Annotated in this window: 8 protein-coding genes and 2 pseudogenes; all 10 read left to right on the top strand. The window is 67.0% G+C overall.

What is annotated here, in order from left to right; translation table 11 throughout:
- Window positions 1-14: 14 nt before the first annotated feature.
- The 10 genes and pseudogenes from ACSION_RS09650 to ACSION_RS09605 all read left to right on the top strand — a co-directional run bounded on the left by ACSION_RS09650 (window position 15) and on the right by ACSION_RS09605 (window position 13,682).
- A complete protein-coding gene (locus ACSION_RS09650) occupies window positions 15-332 on the top strand; it encodes an STAS domain-containing protein (protein ID WP_435305798.1) in 318 nt (105 codons plus the stop codon).
- Entirely contained in the window at window positions 329-694 is a 366-nt protein-coding gene (locus tag ACSION_RS09645; RefSeq protein WP_056878962.1) for a response regulator, read from the top strand. Before ACSION_RS09650 ends, ACSION_RS09645 begins: the two co-directional genes overlap by 4 nt.
- Window positions 695-745: 51 nt before the next feature.
- Window positions 746-2,740: a chemotaxis protein CheA gene (locus tag ACSION_RS09640; protein ID WP_435305797.1), complete on the top strand. Its 1,995-nt coding sequence runs from the start codon at window positions 746-748 to the stop codon at window positions 2,738-2,740.
- Between the two features lie 81 nt (window positions 2,741-2,821).
- On the top strand, window positions 2,822-4,015 hold the full coding sequence (locus ACSION_RS09635) for an OprO/OprP family phosphate-selective porin (RefSeq protein ID WP_435305796.1): 1,194 nt from the start codon (window positions 2,822-2,824) through the stop codon (window positions 4,013-4,015).
- 246 nt (window positions 4,016-4,261) lie between these two features.
- Window positions 4,262-6,499: a methyl-accepting chemotaxis protein gene (locus ACSION_RS09630; protein ID WP_435305795.1), complete on the top strand. Its 2,238-nt coding sequence runs from the start codon at window positions 4,262-4,264 to the stop codon at window positions 6,497-6,499.
- Window positions 6,500-6,679: 180 nt separating this feature from the next.
- On the top strand, window positions 6,680-9,316 hold the full coding sequence (locus tag ACSION_RS09625) for a Cache 3/Cache 2 fusion domain-containing protein (protein ID WP_435305794.1): 2,637 nt from the start codon (window positions 6,680-6,682) through the stop codon (window positions 9,314-9,316).
- 145 nt (window positions 9,317-9,461) lie between these two features.
- A complete protein-coding gene (locus tag ACSION_RS09620) occupies window positions 9,462-10,241 on the top strand; it encodes a flagellar brake protein (RefSeq protein WP_435305793.1) in 780 nt (259 codons plus the stop codon).
- A gap of 153 nt (window positions 10,242-10,394) precedes the next feature.
- Window positions 10,395-11,045, top strand: a pseudogene (locus tag ACSION_RS09615) (cache domain-containing protein); the annotation flags it as partial.
- Between the two features lie 318 nt (window positions 11,046-11,363).
- Window positions 11,364-13,097: pseudogene (locus tag ACSION_RS09610) on the top strand (methyl-accepting chemotaxis protein); the annotation flags it as partial.
- Window positions 13,098-13,193: 96 nt separating this feature from the next.
- Window positions 13,194-13,682, top strand: a complete 489-nt coding sequence (locus ACSION_RS09605; RefSeq protein WP_435305792.1) for a chemotaxis protein CheW — start codon at window positions 13,194-13,196, stop codon at window positions 13,680-13,682.
- Window positions 13,683-13,757: the final 75 nt, after the last annotated feature.

The raw sequence follows: 13,757 nt of genomic DNA, 5'->3' as shown, positions 1-13,757 counted from the left end.
CTTCCGGAGACACGATGAGCGCAGTGCCCCTGGGTGACGACCTCGGTATCGAGGCTGCCACCGACCTCAAACAGCATCTCGCCATGCACGTCGCCGACGCGGCGCCGCTGGTGCTGGATGCCGGCACCGTGCAGCGCATCCACACGGCCAGCCTGCAGGTGCTGTGCAGCTTCGTGCGGCAGCGCCAGCAAGCGGGCCTGGCCACCGACTTCGGCGCGGTCAGCCAGAGCTTCCGCGACGCCGCACGCCTGCTGGGCGTGGGACGCCAGTTGGGCCTGCCGGTCGCCGACGACATCAACATCAATACGCAACAAGTGGAGAACGCCGCATGAGCGCACGCATTCTGGTAGTGGACGATTCGGCCTCGATGCGACAGATGGTCGCCTTCGCCCTCAGCTCGGCGGGTTTCTCCGTGGACGAAGCCGAAGACGGCCAGGTCGCGCTGGGACGCGCGCAGGGCCAACGCTTCAATGCCGTCGTCACCGACGTGAACATGCCGAACATGGACGGCATCTCGCTGATCCGCGCTTTGCGCGGCCTGCCGGACTACAAGTTCACGCCGATGCTGATGCTGACCACCGAATCGGCCGCCGACAAGAAGGCCGAAGGCAAGGCCGCCGGCGCGACCGGCTGGCTGGTCAAGCCGTTCAATCCGGAACAGCTGGTCGCCACCGTCCAGAAAGTCCTGGGCTGATCGCCCCACCCTTCCCCCGTACACCGTCTTCCGCCACAGGTCTCCGTCGCAATGAACATGGACATGCAGCGCTTCCACGCCACGTTCTTCGAGGAAAGTCGCGAAGGACTCGAGGCCATGGAGGCGGGGCTGCTGTCGCTGGAACAAGGCAGCCGTGACGGCGACCTGATCAATTCCATCTTCCGTGCGGCCCACTCGATCAAAGGCGGCTCGGCCACCTTCGGCTTCGATGCGATCGCCGGCATGACCCACGTGCTGGAAACGCTGCTCGACGAGTTGCGCGCCGGCCAGCGCGCCGTCAGCCCGCCGGCGGTGGACGCGATGCTCGCCTCGGTGGACGTGCTGCGCGCGTTGCTCGCCGAAGCCGAACACGGTACGCCCGCCGATCCTGCCGCCGTGCAGGCGATCAAGGATCGCCTCAACGCGGTGCTGACGGGCGAGGACGCCCCCGTCGCGGTTGCGGCCGCGCCGAAGGCCGACGAGACGCCCGAAGGCTGGAAGATCGGCTTCACGCCGGCGCCATCGCTGTTCATGAGCGGCAACGATCCGCTGCGGATCATCCGTGAGCTGGAACACCTCGGCCCGCTGGAAGTCGCCTGCCGGCTGGAACGCCTGCCGGGCTTCGATCAGATCGACCCGCTCGAAGCCTATCTCGCGTGGGACCTCGGCCTGATCGGCAAAGTGCCGCGCAGCGCCGTGGACGATGTCTTCGCCTGGGTCGTCGACGATTGCGAGCTGGACATCCAGCCGATGCAGCGCGATGCCATCCCGGTCGCCGCCGTCGAAGCCGCCGCAGCAGCGCCCGCGCAGCTCGTCGGCGCCGCTGCCCCCGCGCAGGCCGGTGCCGCTCCGGCGCAAGCCGCCGCCAACGACACCGCCGAAACCTCCATCCGCGTCAGCGTCGACAAGATCGACGGTCTGATCAACCTGGTCGGCGAGCTGGTCATCACCCAGGCCATGCTCAAGCAGGTGTCGGGCGTGCTCGACCCCGCCCAGTGCGAGCGCCTGTTCGCCGGCCTCGACCTGCTGGAGCGCAACACGCGCGATCTGCAGGAAGCCGTCATCGGCGTGCGCATGCTGCCCGTGGACGCGGTGTTCCGCCGCTTCCCGCGCCTGGTCCGCGACTTGTCCGCCCGCCTCGGCAAGCAGGTGCGCCTGCGTACCGTCGGCGAAGGCACGGAACTCGACAAGGGCCTGATCGAACGCATCGCCGACCCGCTGGTGCACCTGGTCCGCAACTCGATCGACCATGGTCTGGAAATGCCCGATGTCCGCGCACAAGCCGGCAAGGACGAGACCGGCACGATCACCCTGGCGGCATCGCACCAGGGCGGCCACATCGTCATCGAAGTCAGCGACGACGGCCGCGGCCTCAATCGCGAACGCATCCTCGCCAAGGCGGCCGAACGCGGCATCGCCGTGCCGGAGAACCCGACCGATTCCCAGGTCTGGGACCTTATCTTCCAGCCAGGCTTCTCCACCGCCGACGCCGTCACCGACCTGTCCGGCCGTGGCGTGGGCATGGACGTGGTCCGCCGCAACATCCAGGCCCTCGGCGGCGAAGTGCAGCTCGAAAGCGCGGCCGGCCAGGGCACGCGCGTGGTGATCCGCTTGCCGCTGACGCTGGCCATCCTCGATGGCATGGCGGTGTCGGTGGGCGACGAAACCCTGATCCTGCCGCTGAGCTACGTGCTGGAAGCACTGCAGCCGGTGGCCGAGGACGTGCGCACCGTGGCCGGCGACGGCCGCGTGCTGCGCGTGCGCGGCGAGTATCTGCCGATGGTCGCGCTCAACGAGTACTACCGCTACGGCGACGCGCGCGCCGAAGACCCGCTCGTCGTGGTGGTCGAAGCCGATGGCCAGAAACTTGCACTGGAAGTCGATGAACTCATCGGCCAGCAGCAGGTGGTGGTCAAGAATCTCGAGAACAATTACCGCCGCATCGACGGCATCTCCGGCGCCACCATCCTGGGCGACGGTCGCGTCGCCCTGATCGTCGACATCGGCGGGCTGGTGCGCACGCGCCGGATGCAGCAGGCCGCCTGAACCCCTTTCCCCGCGTGACCGCTCCCGTCGCCGTCTCCCGGCGACGACGGTGACGCACGCCTTTACACTCACGGTATCCGCATGAAGTACGCACTTTCCCTGCTCGCCCTGGCCCTGGCGGCCACCCACGCACCCGCGCATGCCGCGGACGGCGCAACCAAGGCCGCTGCCTGGCCGCCGAAGATCAGCTTCGCCGACGGCACCGAACTCAGCCTCGGCGGCAATCTCCAGTACGACTTCAACCAGTTCTCCGGCGAAGGCTACAACGGCGCCGTGCTGGAAGACGACGATGCCTGGCGCCGGCAGGAACTCGGCTTCACCCTGCGCCGCAAGGGCGTGTACGACCTCGGCGTGACCTACGACTTCCAGGCCAAGAGCTGGAACGACGTGGCGCTGCGCGTGGAAACCAAGGCCTTGTTCGGCCGCGACCTGGGCAAGGTGCGCATCGGCCAGATGAAGGTTCCGCTGGGCTTCGAAGGCAACACCGCCACGCGTGCGGTCAGCTTCCTGGAAGCGTCGCTGCCCACGCAGGCGTTCTACGAGAACCGCCGCAGCGGCATCGACTGGGCTTTCGAGCGCGACCGCTACCTGGTCAATGCCGGCTACTTCTTCGAATCCGACCTGCTGGGCAACAACAAGGGCGACACCGCCGCCGTGCGCCTGGCGTGGACACCGCGCAAGGCCGCTGGCGACGTGCTGCACCTCGGCCTGGCCGCATCGCAGGAACGACCGGACAGCGAGGTCAACGGCCTCGGCGTGACCGTCTACCCGAGCGTGCGTTGGCGCGCCAAGCCGGAAGCCGCCCTGACCGCGGTCCGGCTGGTGGATTCGGGCACGCTGACCCGCGTGGACCGCATCGAGCGCACCGGCCTGGAAGCGCTGTGGATCCACGGCCCGTGGTCGGTGCAGGGCGAGTACCTGCACCAGGAGACCGCGCGCGATCTCGGCCTGCCGTCCTACTCGGCGGACGGCGCGTACGTGTTCGGCAGCTGGTTCGCCACGGGCGAATCGCGCGGTTACAGCGGCGGCAATGTCGCCAATCCAAAGCCCAAGGGCCGGTACGGCGCCGTGGAGCTACTGGCGCGCTACAGCCGCATCGACCTGGACAGCGATGGCATCGCCGGCGGCCGCCAGTCCGATTGGACGCTGGGTGCGAACTGGTACCTGACGCAGTACTTCAAGTTCCAGGCGAACTACGTGAAAACCGACGCCACGCGCGGCGCTTTCTCCGCCGATCCGTCCGTGTTCGAGCTGCGCGCACAGCTGCAGTTCTGACCGCTCCGCCCCCCTGCCCCGCGCCGCCGGTCACGGTTCGCGCGGGGAGCCGGCGACAGTTTCGTAAGCACGCTTATCTTTCGGCCGAACGGCCGTAAAGAACCCTCCCGATACGCCGCTACTCCACGTGCAGACAGCGCAATGTCGCTGCGCAGGCACGGGAGTGAGGCATCGATGCCTGGCGTCATGGAAGTCCCACCGACTTCCGCCGCATGCACGCCTTTGATGTTCCACCGGAGATCCAAGATGACCTGGTTCCAGAACCTGTCCATCGCCCGCAAGCTGGCGCTGGCCTTCGCTTCCACCACGCTGCTGACCCTGCTGCTCGGCGCGTTCTCGCTGTGGCGCCTGAATGACGGCAACGCGCAGATCCGCGACGTCAACGAGAACTGGATGCCCGCCGTCCAGCACCTCGGCGAAATGCGCGCGCAGCTGGGCGAGTACCGCACGTTCGAACAAGCGCAACTGGGCAAGCAGGGCGACGCGGCCGAACTGGCCGACTACGACAAGCGCCTGAAGGACACCCGCGCACTGATCGACGCCGAGGAAGCCGCGTACAACGCGATCCCGGCCGAGTCCTCGGACGAAGAGCTGGCGCTGTACAAGAAGGTCGAGTCCTCGCGCGCAGCCTACTTCGAGGCGCACGACCGCATCGCCGCGGCGATCGCCGCCGACGATTTCGACACCGCCAAGGCGATCTCCGGCAGCGATTCGCGCAAGCTGCGTCGTGAGTTGTTCGACAACCTCAAGACGCTGTCGCAGTACAACGTGGACCACCTGTCCAAGAACGTCGAGGCCTCCCGCCAGGCGCACGAGCGCACGGTGATCACGCTGATCGGCGGTCTGGTGCTGGTGCTCGTGCTCGCATCGTTGCTGGGCTTCACCATCAGCCGCTCGATCGCGCGGCCGGTCGCCGATGCGGTGCGCGTCGCCAACGACGTGGCCGCCGGCCGCCTGGATGCCAAGATCGACACCAGTCGCCAGGATGAAGTGGGCCAGCTGCTCTCGGCCATGCAGCGCATGCAGGTGCAGGTGGTCTCGCTGATCGCCGCACTGGCCGAAATGACCCGTCGCCACGACGAAGGCCAGATCAGCTTCCGCATCGACGATGCGAACTTCCCCGGCGACTACGGCCGCATGGTGCGCGACACCAACACCCTGGTGGCGCAGCACATCGGCGTGAAGATGAGCGCCGTCAATGTCATGCGCCGTTATGCGGTTGGCGACCTGTCCATCGACATGGACCGCCTGCCCGGCGAGAAAGCCGTCATCACCGAAGCCATGGACATGTGCAAGGCCAACCTGTCTGCGATCAACGGCGAGATCAAGCGCCTGTCGACGGCGGCTGCGTCCGGTGATTTCACCCAGCGTGGCGACGTGGAGAAGTACCAGTACGACTTCCGCGACATGGTGGAAGGCCTCAATGGGCTGATGAAGACCACCGACGGCAACCTGGCCGAAGTGTCCGAACTGCTGCAGGCCATCGCCCGCGGTGACCTGACCGCCCGCATGGAAGGCGACTTCCATGGCGTGTTCGCCACCATGCGCGATGACGCCAACGCCACCGTGGCCCAGCTGACCGAGATCGTCGGCGGCATCCAGATGGCGGCCCTGAGCATCAACACCGCCGCCGGCGAGATCGCCTCCGGCAACAGCGACCTGTCGCGCCGTACCGAGCAGCAGGCTGCCAACCTGGAAGAGACCGCCGCTTCGATGGAGGAACTGACCTCCACCGTGCGCCAGAACGCCGAATCGGCCCGCCAGGCCAACCAGCTGGCCATCGGCGCCGCCGGTGTCGCCTCGCAGGGTGGCGAGGTGGTCGGCAAGGTGGTCTCCACCATGACCGACATCGAACAGTCTTCCAAGAAGATCGCCGAGATCATCTCGGTCATCGACGGCATCGCCTTCCAGACCAACATCCTGGCGCTGAACGCCGCGGTGGAAGCCGCGCGTGCGGGTGAACAGGGCCGCGGCTTCGCGGTGGTCGCCTCGGAAGTGCGTACCCTCGCCCAGCGCTCGGCCAATGCCGCCAAGGAGATCAAGGGCCTGATCGAAACCTCGGTGGACAAGGTCGCCGATGGTTCGGCCCTGGTGAACCAGGCCGGTACGACCATGAGCGAGATCGTCGCCAGCGTGCAGCGCGTGACCGACATCATGGCCGAGATCTCCGCTGCCTCGCAGGAACAGAGCGCCGGCATCGAACAGGTCAACCAGACCATCACCCAGATGGACGAAACCACCCAGCAGAACGCTGCGCTGGTGGAGGAAGCCACGGCGGCCGCGCGCAGCATGGAAGAACAGGCGCAGGTGCTGACCGAGTCGGTGTCGGTGTTCAAGCTCCAGGCCACGATGAATGCGCCGGTCCGTCGCGTCATCGCCGACGCCATGGCACCGAAGGCGGCCCCGCCCAAGGCCGTGGCCCGCAAGCCCGCCCCGCGCAAGCCCGAGCCGGCCTTCGCCGATGGCGACTGGCAGGAGTTCTGAGCCCATAAGGATCAGCGCTTCGCTCGAACGACGGCCCGGATTTCCGGGCCGTTTTCGTTCCGAATGCGCGAGCCTGACAGGAGAACACCTACCGCTCATCGGGAAAGTACGTTCATGTACTTAATGCTGGAGCCGCGACGCCGATATCGCTTCCGATAACTCAGCCCACCTCCGGCCCTCATGAATCGACTCGCGCGCCTCTCGCTCGGCAGTAAGCTCTCGCTCCAGGTGACCGTTGCCGTCGCCATCGTCCTGCTCCTCCTCGCCTTCGTGGTCCAGCGCCAGTCCAGCCGCGCCATCGAGGACCGCGCGCTCGCCGACCTGGACGTCGCCGCACAGGTCATGCTGGAGTCCGTCTCCCTGTACGACCGCACGCTCTCGGAAGGCACGCAGCGCATGGCGGACAGCTTCCGCGCCACGCTGCCGTTGGGAGACGTCTCGGTGGATCCTGCGCGCACGATGCCGATCGGCGACAACGAAGTCCCCGAACTACGTTTCGGCGATCAAGTCGTCAACCTCGACTTCACCGACGTCGACCGGTTCACCGAGGCCACCGACGTGGTCGCGACGCTGTTCGTGCGCAAGGACGATGAGTTCATCCGCGCCACCACCTCGCTCCGCAACACCGAGAACGAACGCGTCATCGGCACGGCGCTGGACCACAAGCACCCGGCCTATGCGCTGATGCTCGAGGACAAGCCGTACACCGGCCGCGCGCGTCTGTTCGGCCGCGACTACATGACCCATTACGAACCCCTCGCCGATGCCGAAGGCAAGACGGTAGGCATCCTGTTCGTCGGCCAGAATTACGGCGATGGCCTGGCCGCGCTGAAGGACAAGCTCCGCAATACGCATCTGGGCGAAGCGGGCTATTTCTTCGTCGTCGACCTCGCCGAAGGCGACCATCACGGCACGCTCGCCGCGCACCCGGCTAGCCAGGAGTCGTCCTACACCACCGTGGTCGATGCCGAGTCGCAGCCCGCGATGAAAGCCCTGCTCGAGCAGGATCACGGCCATGACGTGCTCGATATCGCCCCCAAGGCGGGCGAGCCCGCCGAACCCGCGCTGGTGGCCGTGAAACGCTTCGCGCCATGGAAGTGGGCGCTCGTGGCCGTGGAACCACGCTCGACGGTGGTCGCTTCCAGCCACGCGCTGACGATCAGCATCCTGGTGCTGTCGTCGCTCGCCCTCCTGGCCATCGCCGTGCTGACATGGATTGGGGTGCGCCGGGTGGTGTCGCACCCCCTGCGCGCCGCCGTCGAGATCGCCGAGCACGTGGCAGCGGGCAAGCTGGACAGCAAGATCGACACCCGGCGCCAGGACGAAGTCGGCCAACTGTTGTCGGCCATGCATCACGTGCAGACGCAGGTCGTGTCGGTGATCGGTGCACAAACCGAGATGACGCGCCAGCACGATGAAGGCAGCATCAGCTACCGCATCGACGACAGCCGATTCCCCGGCGAGTACGGCGCCATGGTACGTGCCACCAATGCGCTGGTGGCCTCGCATATCGCGGTCAAGATGCGGCTCGTCGAGGTCATGCAGCGGTACGCGGTCGGCGACCTGTCGCTCGACATGGACCGCCTGCCCGGCGAGAAGGCCGTGCTCACGCAGACGATGGATGCGACCAAGGCCAGCCTGTCCGCGATCAACGGCGAGATCAAACGCCTGGCCTCCGCTGCCGCGGCAGGCGACTTCTCCCATCGCGGTGACGTCGACAAGTATCAGCACGACTTCCGCGACATGGTGGAAGGCCTCAATGGGCTGATGAAGACCACCGACGGCAACCTGGCCGAAGTCTCCGAACTGCTGCAGGCCATCGCCCGCGGCGACCTGACCGCCCGCATGGAAGGCGACTTCCATGGCGTATTCGCCACCATGCGTGATGACGCCAATGCGACGGTCGCCCAGTTGACCGAGATCGTCGGCCATATCCAGGATGCTTCGCGCAACATCAACACGGCGGCAGGCGAGATCGCGTCCGGCAATCTGGACCTCTCGCGTCGTACCGAACAGCAGGCTGCCAACCTGGAAGAAACCGCCGCCTCGATGGAGGAACTGACCTCCACCGTGCGCCAGAACGCCGAATCGGCCCGCCAGGCCAACCAGCTGGCCATCGGCGCCGCCGGTGTCGCCTCGCAGGGTGGCGAGGTGGTCGGCAAGGTGGTCTCCACCATGACCGACATCGAACAGTCTTCCAAGAAGATCGCCGAGATCATCTCGGTCATCGACGGCATCGCCTTCCAGACCAACATCCTGGCGTTGAACGCCGCGGTGGAAGCCGCGCGTGCCGGTGAACAGGGCCGCGGCTTTGCCGTCGTCGCCAGCGAGGTCCGTACATTGGCCCAGCGCTCGGCCAGTGCGGCCAAGGAGATCAAGGGCCTGATCGAAACCTCGGTGGACAAGGTCGCCGATGGCTCGGCCCTGGTGAACCAGGCCGGTACGACCATGAGCGAGATCGTCGCCTCGGTGCAGCGCGTGACCGACATCATGGCCGAAATCTCCGCCGCCTCGCAGGAACAGAGCGCCGGCATCGAACAGGTCAACCAGACCATCACCCAGATGGACGAAACCACCCAGCAGAACGCTGCGCTCGTGGAAGAAGCCTCCGCCGCTGCCCGTTCCATGGAAGAACAAGCCCAGGCGCTGACGGCCTCGGTGTCGGTGTTCAAGCTGCAGGCCACGATCAGCGCCCCCGTGCGCCGGGCCATCGCCGACACGGCAACGCCGAAGGCCGCACCCAAGGCCGCGGCCCGCAAACCGGTCCCGCGCAAGCCCGAGCCCGCTTTCGCCGACGGCGATTGGCAGGAGTTCTGATCGTCAGCGATGGCGCTCCCATTGCACGCAAGCGGCCCGGCACGACCGGGCCGCTTGCGTTTCGCGTGTCGCTAAAGATCGTGCGACGCACGCCGATACAGCCTGTGACGCCTTCCGCAAGGCCTGCGACCCTGTTCCTGCCTGTATGACCGACTCCACCGACGCGCCGCTGGACGAGCCGATCCGCTACGAGGACGAAGAAAAGTTCCTGGTGCGGGGCGAGCACGCGATCCGGCAGATCATGCAGTCGCTGATCGACAAGCGTGCGCTCGTCAGCGGATGCGCGATGCCGCGCAACCACACCTTTCCCACCTCGCTGGTGGAGGTGCTGGAGGATGACGATGCGATCCTGATAGACGGTAGCGCCAGCGAAACCATCAATCGCAGCATCGAAGAAGCCTCGCACATCACCTGCGTCTCGCGCCTGGACCGCATCCACGTGCAGTTCCGCCTGCAGGGACTCACCCGCGTGATGCAGGGCGGCCAGATCGCCTTCCGCGCCGACCTGCCGGAAAGTGTGTTGCGCCTGCAGCGGCGGGAGTTCTACCGGCTGCAGGTGCCGGTGACGCAACCGCTGGAATGCGCCATTCCCCAGCATCATCCCGATGGCGAAACCACCTACGATCGCTACCGCGTGCTGGACATCAGCGGCGGAGGGCTCGCGCTGGCCGTGCAGGCGGAGAATCCGCTGCTGCGTCCGTACAAGGAATTTCCGGGTTGCATGCTGCACCTGCCCGACAGCGGCCCGCTGAGCTTGCGGCTGATGGTCAAGAGCCTGCACAGCCAGCTCAACCAGAACGGTACCGAAAGCTGGCGCGCGGGATGCCAGTTCACCGACCTGCCGCGCGGCGGCGATGCGCTGCTTCAGCGCTACATCTTCCGCCTCGAGCGCCAGCGCAGCGCCCGTGATCGCGGCGCGGCGTGACCCCGGTCGACCTTTCGTCGATCCATCGCCCCATCCGCTCAACCTCGCGCCGGGCGCGCCGATACCGGTTGTGACGCTGCCGTGACGGTCCGGCCCTGACGGATCCGCTGCGTGCGACGCACCGCCCTATCGCACAGCCCCTCCGAGGTCGCCATGCCCGCTCTGCTTCGTACATCCTCCCGCAGCATCGCCACCCGGGTGATGGCCGGCACCGCCGTCCTCGCCCTGCTGGCCTTCGGCGTAGCCGCGACGGCCAGCTACTTGCGCAGCAGCGAGTCCCTGCTGGCCGCCGCCCGCACGTCGATGGACGGGCTGGCCAATCTGGAAGCGGAGCGCATCTCGGGCGAACTCACCGGCGCGTTCGACACGAACGAAGCCCTGGCGAATGCCCTGCTCGCGCAGCGCGCCGGCGAAGGCATCGACCGCGCGGCTGCCAGCGCGGTCTTCAAGCGTCAGCTGGAAGCGCATCCGGAATGGGTCGGCGTCGGCACGCTGTGGGAACCGGATGCGTTCGATGGCAAGGATGCCGACTTCGTCGGCAGCGAAGGCCACGACGACACCGGCCGCTTCATGAGCTACTGGGCCTGGAGCGACGGTGCGCCGCTGCTGGAAGCCCTGCGCGACTACGAAGTGCCGGGCGCCGGCGACTGGTACCTGCGGCCGCGCGAACTCAAGCGCGCCGTCGTGGCCGAGCCCTACGTCTACAAGATCGCCGGCAAGGACGTGCTGATGACCACGCTGTCCACGCCGGTGGTGCAGGACGGCACCTACCTCGGCGTGATGACCGTGGACTTCGCCCTGCAATCGCTGCAGGAGCGCATCGGCAAGCTGACGCCGATGGGCGCGGGCTTCGTGCGCCTGGTCACCCCCGGCGGCGTACTGATCGCGGACCGCGACGCCACGCGCGTGGGCAAGCCATTCGATGATGGCGACGGCGGCGCCGTGCTGAAAAAGATCGCTACCGGTGAGTCGGTGTTCCGGGAAACCGAGGGCAGCGACGGCGAAGCACTGGTGGAAGCGTACGTGCCGCTGTCGATCGGCAAGGCGCAGGAGCGCTTCATGCTGGGCGTCGTGGTGCCGCGCAGCGTGGTGATGCAGGACGCACGCGCCGTGCTGTGGACCATCGTCACGGTCGGCGTGCTCGGCGCGCTGCTGCTGTGCGGCGCCATCTACTGGCTGCTGCGCCGCCAGGTCGCGGCACCGCTGGCCGGTGCGGTCCGGGTGGCCGACGACATCGCCCGCGGCAAGCTGGACAGCGTCATCGACGCGGGACGCGACGATGAGATCGGCACCCTGATGCAGGCCATGCGCACGATGCAGGGCAACCTGCGCGAACGCATCGAACGCGACGAAGTCGTCGCGCGCGAAAGCCTGCGCATCCGTACCGCATTGGAGGAAGTGACCACCAACGTCATGATCGCCGATGCCGACCGGACCATCGTCTATGCCAACCGGCCGCTGATGAAGATGCTGGCCGATGTCGAGCAGGACCTGCGCCGCGACCTGCCCGCGTTCGACGTGCGTACCGTCGTCGGCAGCAGCATCGACATCTTCCACAAGAAGCCCGAACACCAGTCGCGCATGCTTGCCCAACTCCAGGGCACGCACCGCGCGCAGATCACGGTCGGCGGCCGCATCATGCAGCTGATCATCAGCCCCGTGAACGATGCCAGCGGCCAGCGCGTCGGCTACGTCGTCGAATGGGCCGACCGTACCGCCGAAGTGATGGTGGAACAGGAAGTCACCCGCATCGTGCAGGCCGCCGTGCAGGGCGACCTCAGCGGGCGCATCGGCGAGTCCGGCAAGCAAGGCTTCCTGCTCGGCTTGTCGCAGCAGGTGAACAGCCTGCTCGCCACGATCAGCGGCAGTGTCGACGCCGTGTCCGGCGTGCTGCGCGCCCTGTCCGGCGGCGACCTGACCGCGCGCATGGAAGGCGACTTCCATGGCGTGTTCGCCACCATGCGCGATGACGCCAACGCGACGGTCGCCCAGCTGACCGACATCGTCGGCCGCATCCAGGATGCTTCGACCTCGATCAACACTGCCGCCGGCGAGATCGCGTCGGGCAACTCCGACCTGTCGCGCCGGACCGAACAGCAGGCCGCCAACCTGGAAGAAACCGCAGCTTCGATGGAGGAACTGACCTCCACCGTGCGCCAGAACGCCGATTCCGCTCGCCAGGCCAACCAGCTGGCCATCGGTGCGGCTTCCGTGGCCTCCCAGGGTGGCGAAGTCGTCGGCAAGGTGGTCTCCACCATGACCGACATCGAACAGTCTTCCAAGAAGATCGCCGAGATCATCTCGGTCATCGACGGCATCGCCTTCCAGACCAACATCCTGGCGCTGAACGCCGCGGTGGAAGCCGCGCGCGCCGGTGAGCAAGGCCGCGGCTTCGCGGTGGTTGCCTCGGAAGTGCGCACCCTCGCCCAGCGTTCGGCCAGTGCAGCGAAGGAGATCAAGGGCCTGATCGAAACCTCGGTGGACAAGGTCGCCGATGGTTCGGCCCTGGTGAACCAGGCCGGCGCCACGATGGGCGAGATTGTCGCCAGCGTGCAGCGCGTGACCGACATCATGGCGGAGATCTCCGCCGCCTCGCAGGAACAGAGCGCCGGCATCGAACAGGTCAACCAGACCATCACCCAGATGGACGAGACCACCCAGCAGAACGCTGCGCTGGTGGAAGAAGCCTCCGCCGCCGCCCGTTCCATGGAAGAACAGGCCCAGGCGCTGGCCGATGCGGTATCCACGTTCCGCTTGGCCGATGGCGACCAGGTGGCACGGCTGGTGCAGGAACGCGTAACCCGCATCGCGGCCGGTACGGCACCCCGTCCCACTCCCGCCCACCATCCCTACTGACCCACTAAAGAATCCCCGCCCGGGGCCGATCTAGGCCGTGACAGGCCCGCCCCGGGCAACCCCACCCTCTTACCGGCTGCAACAGGAGCCCGACGAATGAGCGACAAGAAGAGCCAGGCCACGGCGACCGCCGAGGAGTTCCTCAGCTTCACCCTGGGAGACGAGCACTACGGCGTCGATATCCTGAAGGTGCAGGAAATCCGCGGCTACGATTCGGTCACCCGCCTGCCGGATGCGCCGGACTACATCAAGGGCGTGATCAACCTGCGCGGCACCATCGTGCCGGTGATCGACCTGCGCCTGAAGCTGCGATTGAAGGAAGCGCGCTATGACGCCTTCACCGTGATGATCGTGCTGAACGTCGAAGACCGCGTGGTCGGCATCGTCGTGGACAGCGTGTCCGATGTGATCGGCCTGGCTGCAGAGCAGATCCGCCCCACGCCCGAGTTCGGCGCCAGCGTCGATACCCGCTTCATCTCGGGCATCGGCACCGTGGACGACCGCATGCTGATCCTCCTCGACATCGAAACGCTGATCGACAGCGCCGATCTCGGCCAGCCGTTGCCGGAGCAGGTCGCGGCCTGATCCCGCGGCACGCACACACGAGGGGACCACGGGCCATGAGGCCTGCGGTCCCTTTTTTTCTGCGCGCACGTCGTC

It is taken from the genome of Pseudoxanthomonas sp. LjRoot125 (genome assembly GCF_964252705.1).
Lineage (GTDB): Bacteria > Pseudomonadota > Gammaproteobacteria > Xanthomonadales > Xanthomonadaceae > Pseudoxanthomonas_A.
This window is presented reverse-complemented; position numbering and strand designations above follow the sequence as displayed.

Excerpts from the sequence above, each read along its gene's own strand:
- ACSION_RS09635 (WP_435305796.1), top strand. The coding sequence starts at position 2,822 with ATGAAGTACGCACTTTCCCTGCTCGCCCTGGCCCTGGCGGCCACCCAC.
- ACSION_RS09640 (WP_435305797.1), top strand. The coding sequence starts at position 746 with ATGAACATGGACATGCAGCGCTTCCACGCCACGTTCTTCGAGGAAAGT.
- ACSION_RS09645 (WP_056878962.1), top strand. The coding sequence starts at position 329 with ATGAGCGCACGCATTCTGGTAGTGGACGATTCGGCCTCGATGCGACAG.
- ACSION_RS09650 (WP_435305798.1), top strand. The coding sequence starts at position 15 with ATGAGCGCAGTGCCCCTGGGTGACGACCTCGGTATCGAGGCTGCCACC.
- ACSION_RS09620 (WP_435305793.1), top strand. The coding sequence starts at position 9,462 with ATGACCGACTCCACCGACGCGCCGCTGGACGAGCCGATCCGCTACGAG.
- ACSION_RS09605 (WP_435305792.1), top strand. The coding sequence starts at position 13,194 with ATGAGCGACAAGAAGAGCCAGGCCACGGCGACCGCCGAGGAGTTCCTC.
- ACSION_RS09630 (WP_435305795.1), top strand. The coding sequence starts at position 4,262 with ATGACCTGGTTCCAGAACCTGTCCATCGCCCGCAAGCTGGCGCTGGCC.
- ACSION_RS09625 (WP_435305794.1), top strand. The coding sequence starts at position 6,680 with ATGAATCGACTCGCGCGCCTCTCGCTCGGCAGTAAGCTCTCGCTCCAG.